Here is a 26844-nt window from a genome sequence, read left to right on the forward strand (position 1 = left end):
TTCATGGAATTTAGCCCAGCCCCGGTGGCTGCCTGGGCCGAAAAAGCACAAAAGGACCTTCGCGACACCCCGCTGGAGAGCCTGACCTGGCACACGCCTGAGGGTATCAGCATCAAACCATACTTCACCGGCGAAGACATCAGTCAGCTGCCCTTCACGGCACAACGTCCCGGCGATTTCCCGTTCCTGCGCGGCCGCAAAACCGACAAAAACAGCTGGCTCACCATGCAGCAGATAAAAGCGGCTGGCAAAGGCACAGCAGCCATCGACAAGGCCGCAGACGCACTCAACCGAGGAGCCGATGGTATTCATTTCGTGATCCGCGACTACAAAGCGTTTGATGTGCCCTACCTGGTCCGGACGATCGACCTGTGCAAACACACCATATCGTATACCTTGCCAGACTCACCGCACCTCTTTCTGGAGCGGTTGTATGCCCACCTGAGCCAACATAGCATCTCGCACCGCAACCTGCAGGGCTTCATCAACTACGACCCACTCACGCTGAGCGGCACCCTCGGAAAGGAAGCATCAGCATCCATGGCTAAAGTCCTGGACCTGACCAAAGACAGCAGCGACTTGTACGGCATTTCGGTAAACGGCACCAGTTTCAGCAGCATCGGCGCCTCTACGGTGCAGGAAATTGCCTATACCCTGAGTGCCGCTGTGGAGTATATCGATGAACTGACAAAAGCCGGCCAAACCCTGGAATCGGTGTTGCGCAACATGCAGTTCCACCTGGCCTCGGGCACCAATTACTTTTTTGAGGTGGTGAAGCTGCGCGTAGTGCGGTTGCTGTGGGCGGCAATAGTAGAGGCTTACCAGGCCGAGCCTGCCCTGGCAGCCAAATTACAGATACACGCCTCCAGCTCCAGCTGGTATCAGACCACCCTCGACCCCTACACCAATGTATTGCGTGCCACCACCGAAGCCATGGCAGCCGTATTGGCGGGCTGTGACTCGCTTACCGTGCTGCCCTTCGACAGCACGTTCCGCCAGCCAGACGAATTTTCGGAACGCATTGCCCGCAACGTGTCCCTTATCCTGAAAGAGGAAGCTTACCTGCACCAGGCCATAGATCCTGCCGCCGGCTCCTATTACCTGGAGTCGCTTACTCGCGATCTGGCTACCAAAGCATGGGACTTGTTTCAGGAGGTGGAGGCACTGGGCGGTTATCAGGATGCTGCAGAACGAGGCTTTATCTTTAAATCAATAGCTGAGGTAAGCCGCAAAAAATTCAGCGCCCTTGCTACTGGCAAACAGGTACTGGTAGGCACGAATAAATACGGAAATCCAAAAGAAAAAATTGACTTCGACCCGGAACAGCTGATACAGAGCGCCGACTTCGACACTACCCGGGCTGCTTACCCTACCGAGGTGATGCGTATGGCCACTGAACTGCACCTGCGCAAGCGCAAACGGCGCCCCAAGGCTATTGTGGCTGTCATCGGGGAGTCGGTACAGCGCCGTTCGCATGCCACCTTCGCGCAGGAGTTCCTGAAATGTGCCGGCTTTGAAACTGTGCTACAGCCATACCAGACCGTTGAGGCAGCCTCAGAGCAGTTGTTGCAGGCCGAGGCAGAGGTCGTGGTGGTATCGTGCGCGGAGACAGCCTATGCCCGCGAGTTTGGACCAAGACTAAAAACACACAAGGCCAAACCCACCATTATTATGGCCGACGACCCTGAAAACATGAAAGACGAGCTGATAGCAAACGGCTTCGATGAGTTCCTGTTCGAAGACTGCGACACCGCCTCCCTGCTGGACCTACTGCACAAACGGCTTGTCTCTTAATTATGAATCAGTGCATGCGTAAATGGTATGTCTGAACCGAAATTCAAAACTCCTGAAATGACAACAAACAAAAACCCCTTAACAGAGGTACAAGAGGCGCTAGAGGGGCAGATAAACGCCTGGAATAAGGGTGACCTTGAAAAGGCAATGACCTACTACTGGAACTCAGAAGAGATGCTCTGGATCAGCAAGACCGGTATTGAAAAAGGTTACCAAGAGGTCCTGAATGGTTTCCTGAACGACTTTGAAGACAGAAGCCAAATGGGGGTTTACTCGTACCAACCTTTACACATGGAAGAGCTGACACCAGAAGTAGTCTATTTCGTATTCAGCTGGAAAATAGAACAGGCGGGTAAAAAACTGATGGGCTGCATCTCCTCGCAGCTCTGGAAAAAACTGAACGGAACCTGGGTGATCACCGCTGAGCATGCAAGCTAGCGCTGGCACCCGCACTACGCATCCTCTCAACCAAGATTAAAACATGAAACCAGACTTTTCTACTATAGATATAAAAAAAGTGGCTGCTGCCACGCATAGGCCGAAGGCTCCTCTGCCTGCCGCTACCTGGCAGACGGCAGAGCAACTGGAGCTGAAGAGTTTTTATACACAGGAGGATGTGCAGGAACTGGAGCACCTTGATTTTGGTGCAGGTATGCCGCCATACCTGCGTGGCCCTTACAGCACTATGTATGTGCAAAAGCCCTGGACCATCCGGCAATACGCCGGCTTCTCTACGGCCGAAGAATCGAATGCTTTTTACCGGCGCAACCTGGCAGGCGGGCAAAAGGGACTTTCGGTAGCCTTCGACCTGGCCACGCACCGTGGCTACGACTCCGATCACCCGCGCGTGGTAGGCGACGTAGGCAAAGCCGGCGTGGCCATCGACTCAGTGGAGGACATGAAAATTCTCTTCGACAAGATTCCGCTGGACCAGATGTCCGTTTCGATGACGATGAACGGGGCTGTGCTGCCGGTTATGGCTTTTTACATTGTAGCAGCCGAAGAGCAGGGTGTAAAACCGGAACAACTCAGCGGCACCATCCAGAACGACATCCTGAAGGAATTTATGGTACGCAACACCTACATTTACCCACCGGAGCCGAGCATGAAGATTATTGCTGATATTTTTGAGTTCACTTCCAGAAATATGCCGCGCTTTAACTCCATCTCCATTTCGGGCTACCACATGCAGGAGGCTGGTGCCACCGCCGACCTGGAGCTGGCCTACACCCTTGCCGATGGGTTGGAGTATGTGCGCACCGGCCTGAAGGCAGGCATGAACATCGATGATTTTGCGCCCCGCCTCTCCTTTTTCTGGGCCATCGGCATGAACCACTTTATGGAGATTGCCAAGCTGCGCGCCGCCCGTATGCTCTGGGCAAAGCTCATGCAGCAGTTCAAGCCTAAGAACCCGAAGTCGCTGGCCCTGCGCACCCACTGCCAGACCTCTGGCTGGAGCCTGACGGAGCAGGACCCGTTTAACAACATTACCCGCACCTGTGTGGAGGCGCTCGCTGCTGCCCTTGGCGGTACGCAGAGCCTGCACACCAATGCCCTGGATGAAGCCATTGCCCTGCCTACCGATTTTTCGGCCCGCATTGCCCGCAACACGCAGCTGTACCTGCAGGAAGAAACCAACATCACCAAAGTGGTAGACCCCTGGGGCGGCTCTTATTATGTGGAATCGCTTACGCATGAGCTGGCGCACAAAGCCTGGGCACTGGTAGAGGAAGTAGAGGAACTCGGCGGCATGGCCAAAGCCATTGAAACAGGCTTGCCCAAAATGCGCATTGAAGAAGCCGCCGCCCGGAAGCAGGCCCGCATCGATTCGGGAAAGGACGTGATTGTGGGTGTGAACAAGTATCGCCCCGAAACAGTACAGGAAATTGATATTCTGGACATCGACAACACAGCTGTGCGGGAATCGCAGTTGCAGCGCCTGGCACAGGTAAAAGGGAGCCGAAACCAGGAGGCGGTGCAAAAAGCGCTGGCGGAGTTAACAGCCGCAGCGCAGGCAGGCACCGGCAATTTACTGGCACTGGCCGTGGAAGCGGCCCGCCACCGCGCCACGCTGGGCGAGATATCGGATGCCCTGGAAAAAGTATATGGAAGACATAAAGCCGTGACACGATCTATATCAGGAGTTTACGCAGCAGAGCTCTCAGATGATGAGCACTTTGCACGCGCCAAAGCGCTGGCCGACCAGTTTGATGCGCAGGAAGGTCGCCGTCCGCGTATGATGGTGGCCAAGATGGGGCAGGATGGGCACGACCGCGGCTCCAAAATAATCGCCACCTCCTTTGCCGACCTCGGCTTCGATGTGGACATTGGCCCGCTGTTCCAGACACCGGCCGAAGTAGCCATGCAAGCCGCCGAAAATGATGTGCACGTGGTGGGGGTATCGTCGTTGGCAGCGGGGCACAAAACGCTGGTGCCGCAGCTGATCGAAGAACTTCGCAAACTGGGCCGCGACGACATTATGGTGATCGTAGGCGGCGTGATCCCGGCCCAGGATTACCAGTTTCTCTACGATGCCGGCGTGGCTGGCGTGTTCGGGCCCGGCACTGTAATCTCGGTGGCCGCGCAGGATATTCTGGAAAAATTACTGAAGGGGTGATCCTTAGTTAATCAGGCTAAACGAAATAATATTTTTCGAATCACCCTGGCTTATCTTATTAAGGTTTAATGAATACAATTGTTTTTTTGTTTATTTAGTAAACGACATAACTTACCGGAAATGGAAATATAAAATATCTTAAACAAAGTGCTTCAGAACCAAAAAAAATCAGCAAAGCGCCTACTGAATATTTCCAGTACTTAATCCCGAGAAGTTGCGATGTCATGTATAAATAGATTCCAAAGACGATTAAAAAATTACTTTCTTAATAGAATAAATTAATGATTAGACCTTATTATGGCTATTTTAATTATTTAAATTGAAAAGCTATATATGCCTCGCAAATTAATCTCTACTATAGAAGAGTTTCAAGAGCATTATATTCATTTTACATCTAATGGTTATCATCTACTTGATACGGTAATGTGCCCCTTAGATGAAGGAATTTATAATGCGCTTTTTATTAATGGAGTTTTTGCTACAGATTCAATAAGAAATGACAATGACCATGTTATTAGGTATACCATAGAGTGTCTTATTGATGATGAAATTATTCGTGTCACAGTTACCAAAGAGACCGCTTCTTTAGCTTTCGATGCTGTTGAAATGAATCAACAGATGAGATATTACGACATAAATGTTCTAGTTATCAAATTAGGACGCTTTAATTGTGCTTTTTTAAACCCTTTCGATTTCGAATATTTCCAACCAAAAGAAAGATTTAGATTATTTAAAGAGCTGCTTTATCCAAATAAGAATGAATACCTTGTTTCTCCGAAAAATGGCGATATTATAAAGTATAAGAATGGTAGATTTGTCTATATTATTGAAAACCTATCTTACTTATCTAATGAAATTAATTTTGCTCTAAGAAGTACAACTGGTGAAATTTATAAGATGAAAATAATGTTGTATGAAAAGGCAGTTGATAACTCTAAATCATCTAATAACCTCGATAAATCCGAGATAGATGTAGAACGTATCAATTTAGACTCATATAGATTAGATCGAAGTTTAGTAGATTTAAGAGGATTAGTAAAAGTAAATATTAGAAGCGAAGACTTTGAATGTTTGCCTAAAGATCCTAAATGTTATCCTATACCCTTAACACCTATAAAAGTTAACAAAGCAACCAGTCTTCCATATGAAGAATGGTATGAGATTCCAGAATTTGAAACCCTTTACTCAGTTAGCAATTTCGGCAGGATAAAAAGCTATAATTATGCAGGATATTTATATAATGAAGGGATATTGGCAAGTGAAGAAATTAAGTTGTGCAAAGATCTGAATAAAGATTTTTTTAAAAGAGCAGAGATATTAACCTTTGCAAAGCAAAGCTTTTCTTCACATGTTAAAGCATTAGGCGATTCAAAACAGAAAGCAATACTCTCAGACAAGAGTGTTGAAATAAAATACAAAGAAGGCCTTTGGTATTTTGGAATTTCAATCAAGGATTTAAGTATCTATACATCTTGTTACTTTTTAGAATATAGTATCGCTATAGAAGGATTTATTGTATTAATAAATCATTTAGAAGAGGAAGACATTCCATATAATTTAGATTAATAGAAATATAATTCTACAATAATTCACAATAAGTTGAGGATACAATTTGAAACTTAAATACATCTTATTACTTATCGCCGCAGCCCTCATCATCTGGTTTATTTTCGATTCCTTCTCGCAGCCCGGCCCGCAGGATTTGGAGGGCGATTTTAAGGAAGTGGCCATGTACCGCAACGAGAACAACACCGGTCCCATTGTGCGGGTGTATGCCGTAACGGTAACAGACACCTTGTGGCAGGAGATGCAGCAGTATGGCGACTTTATGCCACATACCAAGTATGGCAACACCAAAGTCTACTTTTTCAGGCAGGGCGGCCCGACTCCCGAAGAGGTAAGTCCCGGCGAGGCCAACATCCCGCAAGCTTACCAGGAGCACTGCCTGGCCCGCTATGAGAAAGATGCCATGGGGCAGGTATCGTTTGTAAAACATCCTTTCCGGGCAAGGCAGTAAGCGCTTTAATTTACGGAGCAGCAGCAGCAGAACAGAGGACCTCAGAAAGGGCAATTTCATTGGAAAAATTCAGATTTTCTGCTGGCTAACCAGGGCTTAAAGCGGTTCAGCAAACTCCCGCCTTTACTGAACCTATCGTATGGTTTGCGTATAATAGACCCTGAAGCTGTGGTAAGGCATGATACAGGCAACCGCAGCAGTGTAAATTTAAGCTTGATAACTATGAAAAGTAAACTGAAACTAATCATGATGGCCTTGTTCTTCGGTTCCTCCCTCAGCCTGGCATCTTGTGGGGGTAGTGGCGTAGAGACCGGAGAGAACGCCAGCATGCCACCAGAATCGTTAGAGGGCAATACCCGTGAAACAGGCGTCGATGGCACTGGCGATATGCCTGGCACCGGCACCTCCGACACGCTCAGCACCAATGCCACCGGCACTGGCACCGATAGCGCTGGCCTGGGCACTACCACCGGCAACTAACATACCCTCCACAAAACAGGGGCGGGAGGCAACATAATAGTTACCTCCCGCCCCTGTTTTGTTTGGGCTATTTTTGAATAGAGCCATTTTCAGATTATGCTAATGAAAACGCCCCTCCAAAGGCTCTGCTGCTGCTGCTGCTGCTGCTGTTACGGCATAGTTGGCTTCCCGATCTTGAACCGCAGAAAGCCCATGGCTACAGAGGCACCCGGGTTGTTATCTGCGAGGGGCCCGGTGATATCGCGGGTGGCAATGCCAAACTCGTATGCCCGCGTAACCACCGAAAAACCAAAGGGCAGGTTAAACTTGTCGCCGGCACCCGTAGAGATGCCGGAACTTAAGCGAATAAACCGAACCGGCATATAATCTATGCCCAACCCGATAAAGCTGGCCGACAGATTGCCGGGCGCCTTGTTGAGCGGAGCTACATAATCCAGGCCTACCTGCACTTTTTCGCCAAGGCGCATACCTACGCCGGCCCGGAGGCGTGTTGGCAGGCTGGTGCGTATCTGATCGACGGGCGTAAAGGTGAAGGCGCTGTCTATTACATGCTCGGCAAGATCCAGTATGGCATCCCAGTCGTCGTTGTTTTTCTCATCCCAGGGCGGGAGCCTGAAGCCGTTGTCTTCCGCCTGCAGCAGGTTCTCATTCCAGGTCATTTTGCCGATATCGGTCACAGAGAGAGCGGCGGTTATGGTCTGTTTGATCACGGCCGAGACTCCCAGGTCGAAGCCGTGGCCCTGGCCAACCGGACTCAGCAACCCGCCTGACCCTCGGTAATTGAAATTGGAGTTGCTGATGTACTCGCTGTAGTCGATATCGAGCAGAGGAGAAGCGGCATTGTAGGCCTTCACGTCGCCGTTCAGGGCGCTGAACTCATAAATGGCCATTCCCTGCAGGTATTTATAGCCTACACCGGCATATAAGTCGAGCAGGGGCAGCGCCAGCAGTTTGCGGCCATAGGCCAGGTTCCATTCATTTAGCCACGAACCCTTTATGGACGTGCCATCAAACACATCCGACACATACACCACATCGCCAGCTCTAACCTCGTCGTAGATGGGCGCGTCCTGGGCCAGAAAAGCCAGCTCTGCAAAATTTTTGTTAAAGGCCACATTCCCCAGCATGCGCTGCCGGTTACTAAAGGCAAAGGCCCCCAAGTGCCCCAGGTTTGCCGAAATGGCAAAAGTGTTGAGATCCGCGGCGAAATTCAGCACATTGTCGCTTGTAAAGGCCTTGGCGAAGTGTTGCCTGTCGGCAGCAGAAATGGTCTGCGCATCCGAGATATCCAGAAACTGCCTTAAGGTCTGTTTGGTGAAGGTCTGCGAACTAACGCCAACGCCACCTTCCAACAGCGTGAAAGCCACCTTGGAAGTACCTCTGGCAAGGTTCGAGGGGTTTACGCCAATGGCCTGATAGTCCACCACAAAGGTATTCATAACACCGCCACGCCCGGTTGCAGAGAAACTGTTGAGTTCCACCTGCGCCAGCACGCGTGCCTGGCTCAGAAGCAGGAAAATAAAGAATAGTAGAAGTTTATTCATTTTTATTGGTTTTGATTGTAACGGGTAAAGAATGTAGCCGGGATCTACAATGGCAGTTCCTGAATTGCTCTGGTCAGTTGAACGGGTGCGTTGTGTGTAGCCATGCTTTATATTGCAAAAGTATAATATCGAAGCGTATTTTTCTAAAATTACCTACAAGCTGCGCCAAAAAGAATGGCACCGGTGTTAGCGCTTGTCCTGTATACGTTCCCACCTAAACGGCTTTGTTAATTTCTTCTTTAATTTTGCAAACAAACCAAACCCTATGGCACGAGACAAACAAACTATACAGCAGCTTTACGACAAAGTGCTTCCAGTACTGGCTGAGCACCTGCACCAAAACCTGGCAGACATTGTTCCGATGTTTCATGATTTCCAGCTGGAGCGCGTGGCCGATACCTGGGCCAGAGGCGCAGAGGAAATCAGCCTGGAAAAGGGCAACGTGCAGCAACTGGGGCTGCGGCTGCGGCTGGAGGGTTTCCAACGGGCAGGCGCACCAGCCTTCGACCTGGCCAAGGACCTGCTCTTCAGGCTGCACATCGATTATTACGAAGTAGGCCCCGACAAAACTAAAACCTGGCTCGAGAAACAGTATCTGGAAGCCTGGGATAAAAGCGAGTACGAGGAAATTGCCAACCGCTGGACGGACGAGCTCATAGAAACCCTCACCGAAAAGCTGCAAAGCATGGGGTAACAAGAGAAAGGTACAGGCCTGGGGGTGCCAGCGCAGAAAGCCTCCGGAAGGCAGTTTTGATTAGAATAATTGCTGGTTGTTAATTGCTGGTTGTTAAATGGTTTAATGGTTGATGAGGGAATTTGAAGAGGAACCACAAAACACATAACAACTCATAACTTTTAACTCTTAACTCTTAACTTTAGAAGAGTCTGGTGTCTTACGTCTTGTGTCCTGTGTCTAAAAAAGTCTCCGGAAGGCAGTTTCATTTGAAAACGATGTTACAGGCATGTACTCTGCACTGTGCCTGGTTATAAATTAGGAAGGACCGATACGTGCCGTTCTTGCTTCTATTATTCGTTTGATCTGGTCTGGAGATCAAAGCAGGAGCCTGCTAATTCAGCATCACACGTTTAATGGACTGCTTGTTGTTTATGGTCAGGATAAGCAGGTTCTCGCCGGCATCGAGCTTAGTTCTGTCGATGCTGAGGGTGTAGACGCCGGTCTTGAATTTTCGCATGAGCGCCTCCGTCCGGACAGTGCCATCCAACGACATCAGCATAACTTTTACCTCTGCCTTCTTCTTCAGTTTTACATTCAGGTAATAAGGCGTGGAAACGGTGCTCACCATACGTTTTTCCGCATCCAGTACAGAATGTTGGGCAGCTTTGTTTTTTATATGCTCTATGGTTCTGGCATCCAGCGGCTCCACCCAATCGGGAGCGGGTAGCTGCGCAATAGCGCCCCCCATATCAAGCATCACAAAATTGCTCAACTCGCTTTCCACGTTACCCGGACTCAGTTCTGTTACGGCCCAATAGCTTGTTTGCGCAGGCACCTGTGAGGCCGGTATGGTAAACGACTCCGAAACCGGGATGGCACACAAAGCTCCGTCCGGCAGATCAGCCACCTGAGTAACCGGCGTGAAAGAACGGTACAGCATGTAGCGCTTGAACACATGCTTGTTTTTGCTAGGGCGCTTCCAGCTGACATGGTAATCGCCGGTTTTCTCGTCTTTTACCATGGCAAAGCCGGTGGGGGCAGCAGGTTTGGCTCCGGGCTTCCACTGCATGGCCGGTGGAGCAGCCGGTGCCTGAAAAGTATTTCCTTTCAGCGCATTATGGCTCTGCAGGGTGTTGCTCGTTAAATTCGATGCCCTGAAAATAACAGCTCCTAAGGCGTTGCGGTGCTGGTTAGCCCGTGTTATGTCGATCTGGTTGGGCAGTTCGGCCTCTGTGGCTCCCTTTGCCAGCAGGCTGTGCCCGGCATATAAATGGCGCGACGCACTGTGGGTTTTATCAGACCACCACTCAAGCAGCTTCCGGTAATCCTGCATGCCGCCAATAACCCAGTAGAGCTGTGGCGAGAGGTAATCTACGTATTGTTTTTCGAGCCAGGTAAGTGGGTCAGCATAAATGGCATGGTAGGCGTCCATTCCTTTAATGCCTGCCGGCACGTTTGTTTTCCAGATGCCGAAAGGGCTCACCCCGAACCTGGCCTCCGGCCTGGCCGCTTTCAGGGCCAGCTGCACCAGCCGCATGGTCTCGTTTACGTTGTCGCGCCGCCAGTCTCCCACATCCTTAAACTTCTTGCCATATTTTGCGAAAGTGGCTGCGTCTTCTGAGGAAATGCCTTTAAAAGTACCTTCGGGATAAGGGTAAAAGTAATCGTCGAAATGCACCCCGTCGATGTCGTAGTTCTGCGCCACTTCGCGCACTACGCTGGCCACATACTCGCGCACCTCCGGCAGCCCGGGGTTCAGTATCTTTTTGCCGTTAGAAAAGCTCAGGAGCCAGTCTGGTTTTGTTTTGGAGATGTGGTTGGCAGCAAAGGGCACGTTGGCAGCCGGTGAGGAGTTAACGCGGTACGGATTAAACCAGGCATGCAGCTCCAGGCCTCGCTTGTGCGCTTCCTCGATGGCAAAAGCAAGCGGATCGTACTCCGGGGCCTTGCCCTGCGTGCCGGTCAGGTACCTGGACCAGGGCTCCCGACTCGATTTGTAAAAGGCGTCGCACTCGGTGCGCACCTGGAAGAACACCACGTTCAGGTTGGCATCTTTTATTTTATCGAACATGCGCTGCAGCGCCAGCTTCTGCGCTGCAGCAGAATCGCCTGGTTTGGGCCAGTCGAGGTTGGCTACGGTAGCCACCCACACGCCCCTGAACTCCCGGTTTGGCTGCTCCTGTGCAAACGTGGTTATAGTCATAAAAAAACCTGCAAGCAGGCAAAGCAAAAACTTGAAATTCATGGAATTGGTGTTAGAAACGATTCTGAACGAAGCTGACCAAAGGCGTTATCTAAGATCCTGAAACATAGCGATTCCAATATGTTTTAGGCGCTTTTTTCAACAGCCTCGCCTATCAAAATTACTCCGGCAATTCTTATCTGGCAATGGTTGTTGAGAAATAAATCGAGGTTTCTTTTTCCGGCAGTCATACTTGAGCGGTAATCGGAGACAGAGCAGGTCTGGAGGGGCTTTTTGATTGGAAAAATTTGATTGTTAATTGTTAGTTGTTGATAGGGAGATGTATAATTGAATGACGGCACAGGCTTGAAAAGCAAGCAATGCTTCTCTCTTAGTTAAACCGTCAGATGTTTCTCGCGCTCGTCTCCAAACACGTTTTCTTTATGCTGAATAATCGAATTTCGGATTGCAAGGTCAGTTATTTCTAAATTTTAATCTACTGAGGCGTCTTAAGAAATCAGAAAGGTTAAATTTGCTTCTACTGAATTGCAAAATGGAGAGAACTTAACTTTAGCAGCTTTGGCGAAACGATTTAGTGCCGATACTTATGTGGCAGGCATCCTGGCCAGCGACCGTGTGATGCTCAGTCGGGCCATTACGCTGGTAGAGAGCAGGCTGCCCTCTGATCAGGAACTGGCGCAGCAGGTTATCAGCCAGATACTGCCGCACACCGGCAACTCGATCCGGATTGGCATTACAGGCGTGCCGGGAGTCGGGAAAAGCACCTTTATCGAAGCCTTCGGGAGTTACCTGATCCGGCAGCAAGGCAAAAAACTGGCGGTGCTGGCCATAGACCCTACCAGCCAGCGCACCGGCGGCAGCATACTCGGCGATAAAACCCGCATGGAGTCGCTCTCGCACCATCCTCAGGCGTTTATCAGGCCTTCTCCCGCCGGCAAGTCGCTGGGAGGCGTTACCCGGAGCACCCGCGAGGCCATGCTGCTCTGTGAGGCCGCCAGCTTCGACACCATTTTTGTGGAGACAGTAGGCGTGGGTCAGTCCGAAACCGCGGTGCACGGTATGGTTGATTTTTTCCTTCTGCTGATGCTGGCAGGGGCCGGCGATGAGTTGCAAGGCATAAAGCGCGGCATTATGGAGATGGCTGACGCCATTGCCATTACCAAGGCCGACGGCACTAACCAACAGAAGGCCAAAACTGCCAGAGCAGAATACCGGAATGCCCTGCACCTGTACCCGCCCCCGGCCTCCGGCTGGCTGCCCCGCGTTTCGGTCTGCTCTGCCCTGGAGCAAAGCGGCCTGGAGACCATCTGGCAAACCATAAGCGATTACCTGGCTCACACGCAACAGAATGGCTATTATGAGCAAAAACGGCGTGAACAAAACCTGCAGTGGCTCCACGAAACCATCCGGCAGGCGCTGGAGGAAAAGTTCTATGCCCAGCGGGCAGTGCAGGAAAAGCTCCCGGAGATTACCCGGCAAGTGAAAGAGGGAGAGAAATCAGCTTTTGCTGCCGCCGCTGAACTGCTGGGGCTGAGCTAGAGGCTCCAGAGGCTGATCTTATTACTGATGCTGCGTTATGTATATTTCTGCCGCGAGCTTTCAGCCCGTGGTCTTACATGGAGCGAGTTTTCAACTCGCTCCATGTAAGACCACGGGCTGAAATTAAAAATCAGAAGTTAAGGCAAGTGCGGGTGGCTATGATTTAGCAGAAGTAATTCTATTTCATGAAGAATACTGAAGAAATAAAGGCAGCATGCTTCCGCGAGTTGAAAACTCGCCATCAAGAATAACCACGAGCTGAAAGCTCGCGGCAGCGGGATCTGCTGGATGTTCAGTATAGATTTAACAACCCAACAATCACCAATCAACAAATTATTCTAATGAAAATGCCCTTCCGGAGGCTACTGCTGCTGCTGCTGATGGGACCTCACTTCTCTAACTTTCCTGCGGATACCTTGCCTTTAGCGTTTCTGCTGCATGCCGGATCAGTTTTTCGAGCACCGGAAGGCTCACGTCCTCTAGTTTATTGATGTAGAGGCAGCCTTTGCCGGTTTTGTGCTTGCCCAGTTCCTGCAGCAGCGTTTCCTGGCCTTCGAAACCTGGCATCAGGTAAAGGGAAATGTTCTGTTTGCGTGGAGAGAAACCCACCAAAGGAGCATCGCCTTCGTGCCCGCTCGCGTATTTGTAGTGGTAACTCCCGAAGCCGACAATGCTCGGCCCCCACATTTTCGGCCCGGAGCCGGTTATCTTTTCCATCAGCTCCAAAAGCACGTAACTGTCTTTACGCTTTGTTTCATCTACCACCAGGTCCAGAAATGCCGGCACCTGCTCCTTTGTTGGTTTGGTTTTTTGTTCCTTCATAAATGTTCATAAATGGAATGAGAGTGGTTTTAGATGAGCTGGCAACAAAACTCCGGACAAATCATTTGATTACAACATTTTTACTTTGTGTAAGTAATCCGGTACACGGCGTTGTTCTTGTCGTCTGACACCAGCAGGGCGCCGTCTGGCATCACGAGTACATCTACAGGGCGACCCCAGTCGTCGGTGCCGTTTTGCAGCCAGCCTTCGGCGAAGGGTTTGTAGGCGGTTACTTTTCCGTTGCCATCGAGCGAGGCCAGCATCAGGCGGTAGCCGATCTTGTCGGAACGGTTCCAGGAGCCGTGCTCGGCAATAAAAATCTGGTTGCGGTACTCTTCCGGAAACATGCTGCCAGTGTAGAACTTCATGCCCAGGGCAGCGCCATGCGGGCTTAGGTTCTGAGCAGGTTTGATAAAGTCGAGGCAGTTGCGCTCGCTGCCGAAATCCGGGTCGGAGATGGTGCCGGCGTGGCAGTAGGGGTAGCCGAAATGCATGCCTTTTTCAGGGGCACGGTTCAACTCATCCGGCGGCAGGTTGTCGCCCATCATATCGCGGCCATTGTCGGTAAACCACAGCTCTTTGGTAGCAGGATGCCAGTCGAAGCCCACTGAATTGCGCACTCCTTCGGCAAAGATCTCCAGCCCCGACCCATCGGGGTTTACGCGGGTGATGGAGGCATAAATCGGTTCGGATTTACAGATGTTGCAGGGCGCCCCTACAGGCACATACAGCTTGCCATCAGGGCCAAAGGCAATGTACTTCCAGCCATGGTGCTGATCGGTTGGGTACTCATCGGTTACGACCTCAAACTTCGGCTTGTTCCGGAAGGTCTTTTCAATGTTCGGGAAGCGCAGGATGCGCCCCACCTCTGCCACAAACAGCGCCCCATCCCGGAAAGCCACCCCGTTGGGCGTGTCGAGGCCGGTGGCTACTTCCACCACCTCTTCTGCCACGCCATCTCCTTCGCGGTCTACCAGGGCATATACTTTGTCGTTGCTGCGCGTGCCCACAAACACGATACCGGAAGGGCTAATCGCCATGGAACGGGCATCCGTCACGTTGCGGGCGTAATATTCTATATGGAAGCCTTCGGGCAGAGTTAACCGTTGCAGGTCTTCGCTCTGGAAAGTGGCTGCCCTGCTTCCCTTAGCAGCCGGGCGCTCTGCCTGTGTTGTTTCGTCTGGCTTGCGATCAGAAGAACAGCCTGTGCTGAAGGCCATCACGGTAAAAGCAAAAAGAAGTGACCGGATTGAGGTACGCATAAGATGTTGCTTAACGATTAGAAGGTAAAGAAACGGAATTTCACCTTGATATGCCATAGCTGGCGAAGAGCAAGGTCCTGACCAGGTTACCGGGAGAAAGTATTCAAACATAGCGCTTTCCTAATTTCTTCTTTAAACGAGGAGTAGACTAAAAACGGTGCCGGTTATTCTAAGGCAGAAGGCGCTCCGGAGGGCTGATTTGATTGAAATAATTGGAGTGAAGCCTGGAATTGAGTCCCGTGTTCGTTTTGCTACAGAGATGCTCACCCTCCAGACGCTCGCAGGAGCTGCGCACGCTGCGAGGTCTTTGCTGCTAGTACTCTTTTTGGGAATTATTCTAATGGAAAATGCCTTCCATTAGCTTTTGCTGCTGCTGCTGCTGCTGCCTGTCTATTCCTCAGGTATCAGCCCCTGCCGCCGTTGCTGCAGCAGTTTGGCTACCTCCTGTAGCAGGTGCGTGTGGCCGGTCGGCAGCATTTCCAGTTTGCCCTGGTCGAGGGCCTGCACAAAGGTCTCGAAGCGCTTTGGCGCAATAATCCGGTCGAACTGCCCCAGGTAGAGCGTAACGGGCACCTGCCGCTCGTTGAGCGTATCTATGATTTTCCGGATGTCGAAGCGCAGGTGTTTGAAGCCGATCCAGCTGCGGTACACGCGCAGGCGCCTTTGGCGGGTGTCCATCTGGTAGCGGGCAAAGCGCAGCAGCCCCTTGCTCACCAGTTTCAGGCGGTGCATGAAACCCAGGAACCGGAAAAATGGAGCTGGCTTGAGCACCGTGCGTTTAAAGAGTTGCTGCATCCAGCCGGGGTAAGTAGCCATGTTGTACCAGAAACTGGTCTGGATGCCGTCGGGGGCAATCAGGTGAAGCTCCTTTACACGCGCTGGCATTTGCTCCACGAGCGACAGGGCAAATTTTCCGCCCATGCTGTAGCCCATTAGCGAAAAGCGCTGTATGTTTTCCTGCTCCAGCAGTTGGCTGATCATATCGGTCAGGTGCACTTTGGAAAGGGGCGTTTTGTTCTTCTGCAGGCTGCTCTTGCCATGGAAAAAAAGGTCGAAGGCGTAGATGGTGTACTCCTCCCCCAGCGCCTGCTCCATAGGCAGAAAATAAGCGCTCGTTTGCCCGTACCCATGAAAGGCCAGCATGGCTTTGCTGCCCCGGCCCAAAACCCGGTAATGCAGGCGCGAATGGTGATGGTGCAGAAATGGCATGACCTAGGAATTATTTGAATGAAAACTGCCTTCCGGAGGCTTTTGTAGATGCTCGATACTAGATTTCAGATGCTAGACATCAGTATCACGGCACACATACTACGCGTGGTAAGGAACTAAGCGTTAAACCTGTGCTTCAAAACTCATTTTTAAACCTCCTATGCTGGTGCGAGCTTGCAGCTCGTACGAACCTTATCCAGCCCGTCTTGCTGCATTTTCATATATTTCAGGTAATACCAGCAACTTTTCCATGCAACTTAAAATGCTCTAGGCGCATGGAAGTACGAGCTACAAGCTCGCACCAGCGAAAGGCCTTGAAGGCTAAGTCGCTGCATAGATACTGGCAGTAACTTTTTACGAGGTGGCATGAGCTTTAAATCCACTACTTAACAATTGGCAATTAACAATCAACAACAAACAACCAGCAACCAAATTATTCGAATGAAAACTGCCTTCCGGAGGCTTTCTGCTGCTGAGGGCCTAGAGTTTAGACACCCCACCAGAGACGACGAACTTCATGACATCGCTGCTGGGCAGGTCGAGGTACACCACGTTCTTCTTCGGCACGATAAACAGCTCGCCTGAAAAATTGTAGGAGTGCGGGAAGTATACGGCCACCCGGTCTTCCAGGCTAATGGTGTTGAACTCCTCCTGCGTTACAAAGCCCATCTTAAAATTGTCGGAGGCTTCGGTCATCTTCACCATCACCGGCTTGTTAAACTTCTGGTTGTCGCCCACGAAGGCATCGAAGAGGTCTTTGATGCTGGAGTAAATAATGCTTACCAGCGGCACTTTGGTTAACAGCCGCTCCCCTACCACAAACAGCGGCTTCACAAAAAAGAAGGACCCGATAAAACCCACAAAGGTGAGCAAACACACCATCAGCAGAATTCCCAGACCAGGCACGCCGAGGTCTATCATGCTGTCGAGCCAGTCTATGATGGCCACCACAATCCAGATGGTGATGGTGAGCGGCGCTGTTATGAGAAGTCCATTAAGGAAGTAACGAAATATGCGTGCCATGTGGAATGTAGAAAAGAACAAAGGCTTTGCGGTTGCAAAGCCTAAAGGTACTAAAATATAGGTATTGTTCTGGTGCCGTTGCCAGCGCCTGTTCTATCTTTAAACCACCTCTCTGCTCAAGGCATAGATACCATCCGATACCTGCTGCATGAGCCACATAGGCGTGGAGGTGGCACCGCATATGCCTACGCTTTCGGCGGCGGCAAACCATTCCCTTTCCAGCTCTTTCTCGTTCTCCACAAAGTAGCTATTGGGGTTATGCTGCTTGCACACGCTGTACAGGGCTTTCCCGTTGGAGCTCTTTTTGCCGCTCACAAACACAATTACGTCGTGCTCGGTAGCGAAGCGGGCCAGCTGCGGCTCTCTGTTCGATACCTGCCGGCAAATGCTGTCGTTGGCATCGAAGGCAGGTTGTGTGCTGTCCTGGCTGGCCTGCCGTATGCGCTCTTCTATCAGCGCTTTTATGTGGTAGAAGCCTTTGGTGCTTTTGGTTGTCTGGCTAAAGAGGGTAACGGGGCGTGTAAAGTCTATTTTGGCCAGGTCTTCTTCTGTGGTCACAATTATCGCCTGGTCGCCGGTCTGGCCGGTCAGGCCTATTACCTCGGCATGGCCCAGCTGCCCGTAGATCACGATCTGGCCATTGTCTTTTTTAATGGAATCGAAGGCGTGCTTTACGCGGTTCTGCAGCTTCAGCACCACCGGGCAGGAGGCATCTATGAGCTCGATGTTGTTTTCGAGCGCCACCTGGTAGGTTTCGGGTGGCTCACCGTGCGCCCGGATGAGCACCTTGCAATCGTGCAGTTCCTTTAGCTGGTCTCTGTCTATAATCCGGAGCCCTTTGGCGTAGAGGCGCTGCACCTCCATACCGTTATGTACAATGTCGCCCAGGCAGTACAGCTCCGGCACGTTTTCCATCTCGTCTTCTGCCATTTGTATGGCAAATTCCACCCCAAAACAATAGCCGGAATTTTTATCGATTGTTACAGTCATGTTTACAGCTTCACTCTTTTACTCAGAAAAATCATTTACCAGCACCTTAGAGGCCACCTTGTTCAGCACAAACTCCACCTGCTCATCGATCATCATATACGAGGTATCGAGCAGGTAAGCGTCTTCGGCGCGGCGCAGGGGGCTCTCGGTGCGGGTAGAGTCTATCAGGTCGCGTTTTTCCAGGTTTGCTTTTATTTCATCCAGGTTCACCAGTTGCTTTTTATCCAGCAGCTCCTGCTGCCGCCTTCTGGCGCGGGTGTCCACATCGGCCGTCATAAATATCTTCACCTCGGCATCCGGAAAAACAGCGGTGCCAATGTCGCGGCCATCCATTACCACACCGCGCTTGCGGCCCATTTTCTGCTGCTGGGCCACCATGGCCCGGCGCACCTCCACCAGCACGCTCACCTCGCTCACCTGGTTGGAAATGTACATTTTCCGGATCTCGTCTTCTACGTTCAGGCCATTGAGGTAAACCTCGTTGCGGCCTGCCTTGGGGTTGTAATGGAAAGAAATGTCGATGCTGTCGAGGGCTTTGTGTATCTCCTTCGGGTTGGTGAACGAGACGTGGTTCTGCAGAAAATAGAGGGTAACGGCCCGGTACATAGCGCCCGTATCGATATAGGCATACCCTAGCTCGGCGGCCACTCTTTTGGCGGTAGTACTCTTACCGCAGGAGGAATAGCCATCGATCGCAATCACAATTTTTTTCATAAAGTGCAGCGTAGAAATTAGTTAGAGTCACAAGGGCAAGGCATGTTGCCACGCTTGCTCTTCTTCTGGTAAGCAGCCGTCTTTTTCTGCTGAGGGGTTTTTGTAGAACAGCCTGCCAGCGGACCCGTAGCCAGAAATGCGGCCAGCACCACATAGGAAATTATCTTTCTCAAAACGACTAATTTTAATGCAAATATAGACTAAATTACGGTTTTAAGCCCAACATCAAGGCGTTTTATCAAAACACCCCCTGTTCCTAACCATGCAAACAGACTTTTCTATCAGCGGACGCATCATAGACCTGCACCAGCAGGAAATCTATGAAGGCACGGTTCATGTTGCTAACGGCCTTATCAAAAAAATAGTTCGTGAGGCCACTGCTGCCACACATTATATACTCCCTGGCTTTGTAGATGCCCACGTGCATGTGGAGAGCTCTATGCTGGTACCCGCTGAGTTTGCCCGGCTGGCGGTGGTGCATGGCACGGTTGCCACGGTGTCGGACCCGCACGAGATCGGTAATGTATTAGGTGTTAGGGGCGTAGAGTATATGATCGAGAACGGAAAAAAGGTGCCGTTTAAGTTCTATTTCGGGGCTCCCTCCTGCGTGCCGGCCACGCCTTTTGAGACGGCCGGTGCCGAAATTACAGCTGCCGACATAGAAACACTTTTTCAGCGCGATGAGATAAAATACCTGGCCGAGATGATGAACTGGCCTGGCGTGCTCCACCGCGACGCCTCCGTGATGGAGAAAATAGCGCTGGCCCACCAGTACGGGAAAGCCGTGGACGGCCATGCTCCCGGCCTGCGCGGAGAGCAGGCCCGGCAATATGCCGACGCTGGCATCAGCACCGACCACGAGTGCTTCACCGCCGAGGAAGCGCTGGATAAACTGGCGGCCGGCATGAAGATACTGATACGAGAAGGAAGCGCCGCCAAAAACTTTGAAGCCCTGATCCCGCTGCTCGCCGATTACCCCGACCGCATCATGTTCTGCTCCGACGACAAGCACCCCGACAATCTGGTGGAAGGGCACCTGAACCTGCTCGTGAAACGCGCGCTGGCCAAAGGGCACCATTTGTTCCACGTGCTACACGCGGCCTGTCTGAACCCCGTGCAGCACTACCAACTGGAAGTGGGCCTGCTCCGCGAGCAAGACCCGGCAGACTTTATCGTAGTGGAGAACCTGGACAATTTCAACGTGACAGCTACTTACATAAACGGGCAACTGGTGGCCGAACAGGGGCAAACAAAAATCCAGGTGAGCCAAAGCGAAGTGATCAACAATTTCAACACCAAGCCCAAAACCCCTGCTCAGTTTGCCATAGCTGCTGCAGATGCCACCCGCACACGGGTAATCGAAGCCTTCGACGGGCAGCTGGTCACGAAAGAAAGTTGGGCCAAACCCAAGATCGAAAACGGGAATATGGTGCCGGACACAGCGCAGGACGTGCTGAAGCTAACCGTAGTAAACCGCTACCAGAACACGTCGCCTGCCGTAGCCTTCATCAAAAACACGGGCCTGAAACGCGGCGCGCTGGCCTCCTCCGTGGGCCACGACTCGCACAACATTATAGCAGTGGGTGTAGACGATGAAAGCATTTGCCGGGCCGTGAACCTGGTAATTCAAGCCAAAGGCGGCGTGGCAGCTGTGGATGGCGACCTTGAGCAGCTCCTGCCCCTGCCGGTGGCAGGCATTATGTCGGCAGCCGATGGCTATGCAGTGGCAGCCGCCTATTCCGCCATAGACCGCATGAGCAAAGACATGGGAAGCCAACTAGCCTCTCCGTTTATGACCTTATCGTTTATGGCGCTGCTGGTAATTCCTTCGCTTAAACTAAGCGACAAAGGCCTTTTTGATGGAGAAAGGTTTGCGTTTGTACCAGTTTTTGAATGAGTAAGTGAGTGACCTGTTCATGTATTGGATTGCTGGCAAAGACAAGATGTAGTGTCGTAACCAGGCTAAGCAGCGGCGGCAGTAAAACACGCTCCCGAGGTCCTTTTTGATTAGAATAATTCGGTGTTATGCCTGTTAGTTTGCCCTGAAAGCTCAGATAAAGCTACAGCCGTTAGAATCGCTCCTTCACTCATCCACAATTAAAAAGACCCTGGCACCAAAGCAGATGGAAGTTTTCTTTATTTTCTTTATTGGGATCGTAGTGAGCGCGTTTGGCACCATTATCGGATTTGGGGGCGGGGTTTTTATGGTACCGGTGCTGATCATCTTTTTCGGCTACAACATAGAAATTGCCATCGGCTCCACCATGTCGGCCCTGGTGCCGGCCTCGCTTATTGCCTCGGTGTTTAACCTGCGCGACAAAAGCATCGACTACCTGGTGGGCACGCTTATTCAGCTGCCGGCTGTGGTGGGCACGGTGTTAGGAGCTTTTCTGGTGGCTTCGCTCCCGGTGGCACGGCTGCAGTTTATCTTCTCGGTGTTTGTTACGCTAATCGGGGTCTATTTTCTTTTTAACAGACAGGCGAAAGCCCCGCCTAAACACTCGGGGCTTATGTACCAGATGCGAGGTGTGCCTACTTCCTTTATCCGCATAAACAAAGTAAAAAAGTTGGCTTACCGCCTGAATGTGGGGCTGGTGGCAATTTTCGGGTTTATGACAGGCATTGTAGCAGGGCTTTTCGGTATTGGCGGCGGGTTTCTGCAAACGCCCATTATGACAAAGCTCTTCCGGATGCCCTACCAGGTGGCTACCTCCACCTCGCTGTTTATCCTGGTTATCACGAGCTTCACGGGTTTTGTGAGCCACTACCTGATCGGGAATGTTTTCTGGAGCCGCAGCCTGCCTGTTATGGCCGGATTTATGGTAGGCGCTGTTGGCGGCAACATCATCAAGCAAAAATGGCCACCCAAAAACCATATCGATGAGTTGATCGCCTTGGGCCTTTTACTGGCGGGCCTGGGGGTTCTGCTCCACCTGGCCGTGAAGTCGAGCTTTGGGTTCTCGTTCTAAGCTACAAGTTGGATATCGGCGCTGCAGGCTTCAGCCGCTGAATTGCCAGACAGGTTTTGCACAAAAAAAGAGTACAGCTCCGGGCAGTACTCTTTAGCTGGCATTGCTGCTGCTTTGTTACCTGATGGTAAGGCGATTTTTAAAGTACTTGCTTAGCAGCATATTCACTTTATCTGCCGTGAGGGGCTTTGTCAGGTATTCGGCTGCGTATTTGGTAGAGTTGGCTGTGTCGTGCGGGTGTGTGGAGGTGGTGAGCACGGTCATCACAATTTTATCACGGAACTCCTCATCCAGGCGCTCATACAGCTCCAGCATCTCAAAGCCGTCCATCACAGGCATGTTGATGTCCAGGAAAATAAGCTCCGGCTCAAAGTAATCGGCATTGGTGGCCTCGTAGTTATGATTGCTCACATTGTATAAATAATCGAATGCCTGCTTGCCGTTCACAAACGTTCGAATATGATCCGTCACCTGCATTCTCTCTAACAGACGCTGGTTCAAATAGTTAGTAGTATCATCGTCATCGATAAGCAGGATGCCTGATAATTTTTTCATAGTAAAGGTTATAATCCAGCTCGGTTTTGCACATGGAAACCGAAGCGTAAACGTTGTTCCAGTCCCGACTTCTGAAGCTACGTTTATACTACAGCTGTAGTTTTCAATAATTTGTTTAACGATTGTACAACCTGCCCCGCTTCCTTCTACGTGGTCGTGCCATCGCTTAAAAAGGCTGAACATTTCCTGTTGGGCTCGGTGGCGTTACACACCTATGCCACTGTCAGCCACAGACAAAACTAAATAATCTTCTTCAACTTTTGTACTAAAATTAATAATTGGTGGCCAGCCCGGGAATCTGTATTTAATAGCATTCGTCAACGGTTTGCAGGAAATGCTTATCAAGTTTTACGTTGATTGGTCGTAGCAGGGTATGCCAGAAAGTCGGTTGCAAATAGCGCTCCACCAATTCGCTACCCGACACTTTGACGGCGTCCGGTACTTCTGCAAGAGATATCCGCCGGCACTGCCGCTCCCGGCCGGAGCGGGTATCTCCTCTACCAGAACACCTAACAGCCCTCAATGTTTAAAATAGGGGCCTTCAGGTTGTGCGGGGAGCGGTAAGGTCAGTTTCTACAATATTAGAAAAATATCTTTCAGCATCAGAGGCCGCCGCCAGGAGACGCTACCGCTGCAGCAGGATCTTTTTTCCTGAAAGGAATCTCAAAACAGTGCAGGCTAAACGAAAAAAGCCTGAAACATAAGTTTCAGGCTTTCAGATAAGGAAAATGAAGGTTTCAGGCCGGCACATGATGGCCCGATGGTTATCGGGGCAATTATTCAAATCAAAATGCCCCTCCGGAGCTTATTCCTGCTGCTGCGTGTATGCAACAGATGTGCCTGCGTGCACTTAATCTATATATCCTTTCGAGCGCATCCACTCGTCGTTGTAAATTTTGGCCAGGTAGCGGGTGCCGTGGTCTGGCAGGAGCACCACCATCAGGTCGTTTTCGGTCAGGTGCTCGCGGGCATAGGCCAGCGCCCCGTATACCGCCGACCCCGAAGACCAGCCCACGAAAAGGCCTTCTTCGCGGGCAAGGCGGCGCGTCATTACGGCACCGTCTTTATCCGATACTTTTATAAATGTGTCGATGAGGTCGAAATCCACGTTCTTAGGCAGGATATCTTCTCCAATGCCCTCAGTGGCGTAGGGGTAAATCTCTTTTTCGTCGAAAATGCCTGTTTCCTTGTATTTCTTGAAAACAGAGCCGTAGGTATCGATACCAACAGTTACAAGCCGCGGATTTCTCTCTTTCAGGTACTTGGAGATGCCCGACACGGTCCCCCCTGTTCCCACGCCGGTAGCGAAGTGCGTGGTCCTGCCATCGGTCTGGTCCCAGATCTCGGGCCCGGTGGTGGCGTAGTGTGCGGCCGTGTTAGACAGGTTGTCGTACTGGTTTGGGTAAAAGGAGTTCGGGATCTCCTTGTTCAGGCGCTTGGCCACCGAATAGTAAGATGCCGGATCGTCTGGCGTCACATCGGTCGGGCACACAATCACGTCGGCGCCCATGGCTTTCAGGATGTCGATCTTTTCCTGCCCCTGCTTATCAGAAAGCGTAAAGATGCATTTGTAGCCTTTGGCAACGGCGGCCAGCGCCAGGCCCATGCCGGTGTTGCCGGAGGTGCCTTCTATAATAGTGCCCCCTGGCTTCAGAATACCGGCTCTCTCGGCATCTTCTATCATTCTGACAGCCATGCGGTCTTTTACAGAGTTGCCCGGGTTCATGTACTCTACTTTGGCAAGTATAGTGGCTTTTATGCCTGTCGTCACCTTGTTCAGCTTTACTAAAGGAGTGTTGCCTATTGCCTCGGTTATATGATTCAGATACTTCATGTAAGGTATATGTGTGATTTAATGTAAAGGTAATAGTTTGATTTTTAATTGTTGCCGGAAATGCCCTTATTCCTGCCAGCAGGAGCGGCAGCCGAGGCAGCGAGCTTCCCAAAAGACCGTTTTCATTTGAATAATTTACGTCGGGTGCACCACGGCCCCGCACCGGAGCAACAAATTATGCCAATGAAAAAGCCCCTCCGGAGGCCGCACAGCTCCTGCTGCTCCGCAGTCCTGCCCCACTCCCCGGATCCGGCTCAGCCCGACTCCTGAGAACGGTCCTTTGCTGCAGGGAGTTCCGGTGCCTGACAGGATTTAGGGACAACTATTTTTTGCATGGCCCATAAAAAAGGCTATTTTTGCACATCGCTTATTAGTCAGATCGTCTATACATCAATTAATTAAGATACACACATGAGTGTTTTAGTAAATAAAGGTTCCAAAGTGATTGTGCAGGGCTTTACTGGTTCCGAAGGTTCGTTCCATGCGCAGCAAATGATAGAGTATGGCACTAACGTGGTTGGTGGCGTAACCCCCGGAAAAGGCGGTTCCACGCACCTCGAGCGCCCTGTGTTCAACACGGTAGCTGATGCTGTAAAGCAGACAGGTGCGAACGTATCCATCATTTTTGTGCCACCGGCTTTTGCTGCCGATGCTATTATGGAAGCTGCTGACGCTGGCATAGCGGTAATTGTTGCCATTACAGAAGGTATTCCGGTAAAAGACATGGTAGCTGCCAAAAACTACCTGAAAAACAGAGATGTTACCCTTATCGGGCCAAACTGCCCGGGCGTGATTACGCCAGGCGAGGCAAAAGTAGGCATTATGCCAGGTTTCGTGTTCAAGCCGGGCCGTATCGGCATCGTGTCTAAGTCCGGCACGCTAACTTACGAGGCTGCTGACCAGATCGTGAAAGCCGGCCTTGGCATTTCTACTGCCATCGGCATTGGCGGCGACCCGATCATCGGAACGCCAACTAAAAACGCGGTGCAGCTGCTCATGGAAGACCCTGAGACGGACGCCATCGTGATGATCGGTGAGATTGGTGGTAACTACGAGGCCATGGCATCGCAGTACATCAAAGAAACCGGCAACAAGAAACCGGTAGTAGGCTTTATTGCCGGGCAAACGGCTCCTGCCGGCCGTCGTATGGGCCACGCCGGTGCTATTGTAGGTGGTGCTGATGATACAGCTGCCGCTAAAATGAAGATCATGCGCGAGTGTGGCATCAACGTGGTAGAGTCTCCTGCCGAGATCGGCGAGGCCATGGTGAAAGCGTTACAGGAAGCTGGCATCAACGCTTAACACTAAATTAGATCTTCCTTACCTGTGTAGAGAAGATAACGATACGGAAAGGCTGCCACTTAAAGGCGGCCTTTTTTGTTTGATAACTTTTGCTTGCGGGATTTTCCTCGGTAGCCGGTAGCACCAGAGCGGCAACAATACTGCTATACAAGCCGAAAGCCTCTGGAGGGCCATTTTCATTTAAATAATTGCTCTTTCAGCCAGTAAAGCTTAGTTGCGTGTGCTTCTTTAGCTTTACTTAGTGTGCAGAACAGTAATAAGCTCAGATACGTTTATAGCCAGGATTTTTCGTAGTACACTTTGCCCCTATCTTTTTTCATTTCTTGATTATTTTTCCGGAGGCAATTTGTCTGTTGTTCAGGCGGAGCCTGTAAAAGTAAACTCCGGAAGGCTCCGTCTGGAGCCGCAGCTGAAATTCAGAGCCGCTTCCTGACAGGCGTTGTACGGGGCGGGAAAGCACATCCAGGAGCACCAGCTCTACCCGCTCCTGCCTGGAGTTGTTAAAAGTTACCCTCACATCATCAGCAGCCGGATTAGGATACACTTCAACAGCTGTTGCCTTAGCATCATCAGTAATCGATGTTTGTGTTATATAACACGCTCCTCCACTTTTTTCACCGGTATATACCCTCTCGCCATCTTTAAAATGGCACAAAACATATGAATTGATTATGCCCTGAAAAAAGTTCTGATAGTGGAAAAAGCCAGTATTGGGTCCAATACCTTCAATAAACTCAAGGGGAACATCAAGACCAGCACATATTACGATCCAGGCATCTTGCTGCATGAAACGGATGTGCTTTAGATTATTTTCATAATACACCTCGCTAACTATGGCCTCTACAGGCGTAAGATCCCACTGGTAAAGCATAAATTTGTCTCCGGGTTCAAGGGTCATATCCATAAGCAGTAGTTCAGTGTTGCTACGCTCGTCGTACGCCCAAACCCGGCCTGTGCTGGTGTCCTCCCGCAGAAAATCCTCATTTCTGGAGCTGAAGGGATTTTCAGAATTTCCAGACACTACTACATACTCCTTATCGTTTATTACAGTAGTGTCGCTGGTTTCTAAGGTCATGGTGCCAACTGCATCACAATAGCCAGACATCACATTCCACTCAGTAGATTTCTCCCCAAAGATGGACTGGTAGGGCCGTGGCTGCTCCTGGGCCTGCACCCTGTTTATGTTAATACAGAGGTAAAGGAGCAGAAGCAGAAGAGACTTGTTGCGTGAAATACTAGGTAAACCTTGCTTCATGAGATAAAGGGTATATTTGGAACATAAACGTATTCAATT

Annotated in this window: 22 protein-coding genes and 2 pseudogenes; 11 read left to right on the plus strand and 13 right to left on the minus strand. The window is 50.8% G+C overall.

Features of this window, described 5'->3' with window-relative positions; all coding sequences use genetic code 11:
- The first annotated feature begins 3 nt into the window (after positions 1-3).
- The 6 genes from FJM74_RS02700 to FJM74_RS02725 all read left to right on the plus strand — a co-directional run bounded on the left by FJM74_RS02700 (position 4) and on the right by FJM74_RS02725 (position 6908).
- On the plus strand, positions 4-1794 hold the full coding sequence (locus tag FJM74_RS02700; protein ID WP_241738916.1) for a methylmalonyl-CoA mutase family protein: 1791 nt from the start codon (positions 4-6) through the stop codon (positions 1792-1794).
- Positions 1795-1851: 57 nt separating this feature from the next.
- Positions 1852-2232: a YybH family protein gene (locus tag FJM74_RS02705; RefSeq protein WP_187261023.1), complete on the plus strand. Its 381-nt coding sequence runs from the start codon at positions 1852-1854 to the stop codon at positions 2230-2232.
- Between the two features lie 43 nt (positions 2233-2275).
- Entirely contained in the window at positions 2276-4411 is a 2136-nt protein-coding gene (gene scpA, locus FJM74_RS02710; RefSeq protein WP_187261024.1) for a methylmalonyl-CoA mutase, read from the plus strand.
- Positions 4412-4744: 333 nt separating this feature from the next.
- On the plus strand, positions 4745-5977 hold the full coding sequence (locus FJM74_RS02715; RefSeq protein WP_187261025.1) for an NUMOD4 domain-containing protein: 1233 nt from the start codon (positions 4745-4747) through the stop codon (positions 5975-5977).
- Positions 5978-6023: 46 nt separating this feature from the next.
- Positions 6024-6428, plus strand: coding sequence for a hypothetical protein (locus FJM74_RS02720; RefSeq protein WP_187261026.1), 405 nt, complete (start codon positions 6024-6026; stop codon positions 6426-6428).
- 222 nt (positions 6429-6650) lie between these two features.
- Positions 6651-6908, plus strand: coding sequence for a hypothetical protein (locus tag FJM74_RS02725; RefSeq protein ID WP_187261027.1), 258 nt, complete (start codon positions 6651-6653; stop codon positions 6906-6908).
- Positions 6909-7057: 149 nt separating this feature from the next.
- Here the strand turns inward: FJM74_RS02725 and FJM74_RS02730 are convergent, their stop codons facing one another.
- Positions 7058-8452: a DUF5723 family protein gene (locus FJM74_RS02730; RefSeq protein WP_187261028.1), complete on the minus strand. Its 1395-nt coding sequence runs from the start codon at positions 8450-8452 to the stop codon at positions 7058-7060.
- Positions 8453-8717: 265 nt separating this feature from the next.
- Between FJM74_RS02730 and FJM74_RS02735 the strand changes: the two genes are divergently transcribed.
- Positions 8718-9146 (plus strand): hypothetical protein, encoded by a 429-nt coding sequence (locus tag FJM74_RS02735; RefSeq protein ID WP_187261029.1) that lies wholly within the window; start codon positions 8718-8720, stop codon positions 9144-9146.
- A 373-nt stretch (positions 9147-9519) separates the two neighbouring features.
- Here FJM74_RS02735 and FJM74_RS02740 read toward each other — a convergent pair whose 3' ends face one another.
- Positions 9520-11373 (minus strand): glycoside hydrolase family 10 protein, encoded by a 1854-nt coding sequence (locus FJM74_RS02740; RefSeq protein WP_187261030.1) that lies wholly within the window; start codon positions 11371-11373, stop codon positions 9520-9522.
- 516 nt (positions 11374-11889) lie between these two features.
- Between FJM74_RS02740 and meaB the strand changes: the two genes are divergently transcribed.
- Complete coding sequence (meaB, locus tag FJM74_RS02745) at positions 11890-12870, plus strand: methylmalonyl Co-A mutase-associated GTPase MeaB (RefSeq protein ID WP_187261031.1); 981 nt, start codon at positions 11890-11892, stop codon at positions 12868-12870.
- A 396-nt stretch (positions 12871-13266) separates the two neighbouring features.
- On the opposite strand, the gene FJM74_RS02750 is transcribed toward meaB, so the two are convergent.
- From FJM74_RS02750 to FJM74_RS02780, 7 genes are all read right to left on the minus strand, one after another.
- On the minus strand, positions 13267-13692 hold the full coding sequence (locus tag FJM74_RS02750; protein WP_187261032.1) for a DUF1801 domain-containing protein: 426 nt from the start codon (positions 13690-13692) through the stop codon (positions 13267-13269).
- Between the two features lie 80 nt (positions 13693-13772).
- Positions 13773-14954: a PQQ-dependent sugar dehydrogenase gene (locus tag FJM74_RS02755; RefSeq protein WP_241738917.1), complete on the minus strand. Its 1182-nt coding sequence runs from the start codon at positions 14952-14954 to the stop codon at positions 13773-13775.
- 390 nt (positions 14955-15344) lie between these two features.
- Positions 15345-16163 (minus strand): alpha/beta fold hydrolase, encoded by an 819-nt coding sequence (locus FJM74_RS02760; RefSeq protein WP_187261033.1) that lies wholly within the window; start codon positions 16161-16163, stop codon positions 15345-15347.
- Between the two features lie 480 nt (positions 16164-16643).
- Positions 16644-17186 carry a DUF502 domain-containing protein gene (locus tag FJM74_RS02765; protein WP_187261034.1) on the minus strand — a complete coding sequence of 181 codons (543 nt, stop codon included), beginning with the start codon at positions 17184-17186 and terminating at the stop codon, positions 16644-16646.
- Positions 17187-17285: 99 nt separating this feature from the next.
- Positions 17286-18176 (minus strand): 4-hydroxy-3-methylbut-2-enyl diphosphate reductase, encoded by an 891-nt coding sequence (locus tag FJM74_RS02770; RefSeq protein ID WP_187261035.1) that lies wholly within the window; start codon positions 18174-18176, stop codon positions 17286-17288.
- An 18-nt stretch (positions 18177-18194) separates the two neighbouring features.
- On the minus strand, positions 18195-18890 hold the full coding sequence (cmk, locus tag FJM74_RS02775; RefSeq protein ID WP_187261036.1) for a (d)CMP kinase: 696 nt from the start codon (positions 18888-18890) through the stop codon (positions 18195-18197).
- A 17-nt stretch (positions 18891-18907) separates the two neighbouring features.
- Positions 18908-19063, minus strand: a complete 156-nt coding sequence (locus FJM74_RS02780) for a hypothetical protein (RefSeq protein ID WP_187261037.1) — start codon at positions 19061-19063, stop codon at positions 18908-18910.
- An 89-nt stretch (positions 19064-19152) separates the two neighbouring features.
- On the opposite strand from FJM74_RS02780, the gene ade reads away from it, so the two are divergent.
- Both ade and FJM74_RS02790 read left to right on the plus strand, forming a co-directional pair.
- A complete protein-coding gene (ade, locus tag FJM74_RS02785) occupies positions 19153-20787 on the plus strand; it encodes an adenine deaminase (protein ID WP_187261038.1) in 1635 nt (544 codons plus the stop codon).
- A gap of 226 nt (positions 20788-21013) precedes the next feature.
- Positions 21014-21859, plus strand: a complete 846-nt coding sequence (locus tag FJM74_RS02790) for a sulfite exporter TauE/SafE family protein (RefSeq protein ID WP_187261039.1) — start codon at positions 21014-21016, stop codon at positions 21857-21859.
- A gap of 117 nt (positions 21860-21976) precedes the next feature.
- Here FJM74_RS02790 and FJM74_RS02795 read toward each other — a convergent pair whose 3' ends face one another.
- From FJM74_RS02795 to FJM74_RS02800, 3 genes and pseudogenes are all read right to left on the minus strand, one after another.
- Complete coding sequence (locus FJM74_RS02795; protein ID WP_187261040.1) at positions 21977-22414, minus strand: response regulator; 438 nt, start codon at positions 22412-22414, stop codon at positions 21977-21979.
- A gap of 42 nt (positions 22415-22456) precedes the next feature.
- Positions 22457-22597, minus strand: a pseudogene (locus FJM74_RS22725) (histidine kinase); the annotation flags it as partial.
- A 670-nt stretch (positions 22598-23267) separates the two neighbouring features.
- Positions 23268-24248, minus strand: a pseudogene (locus tag FJM74_RS02800) (PLP-dependent cysteine synthase family protein); the annotation flags it as partial.
- A gap of 411 nt (positions 24249-24659) precedes the next feature.
- Here FJM74_RS02800 and sucD point away from each other — a divergent pair.
- Positions 24660-25550, plus strand: coding sequence for a succinate--CoA ligase subunit alpha (gene sucD / locus FJM74_RS02805; protein WP_187261042.1), 891 nt, complete (start codon positions 24660-24662; stop codon positions 25548-25550).
- A 316-nt stretch (positions 25551-25866) separates the two neighbouring features.
- Here the strand turns inward: sucD and FJM74_RS02810 are convergent, their stop codons facing one another.
- Positions 25867-26805 (minus strand): T9SS type A sorting domain-containing protein, encoded by a 939-nt coding sequence (locus tag FJM74_RS02810; RefSeq protein WP_187261043.1) that lies wholly within the window; start codon positions 26803-26805, stop codon positions 25867-25869.
- Positions 26806-26844: the final 39 nt, after the last annotated feature.

Source organism: Pontibacter beigongshangensis (assembly GCF_014332515.1).
GTDB lineage: Bacteria > Bacteroidota > Bacteroidia > Cytophagales > Hymenobacteraceae > Pontibacter > Pontibacter beigongshangensis.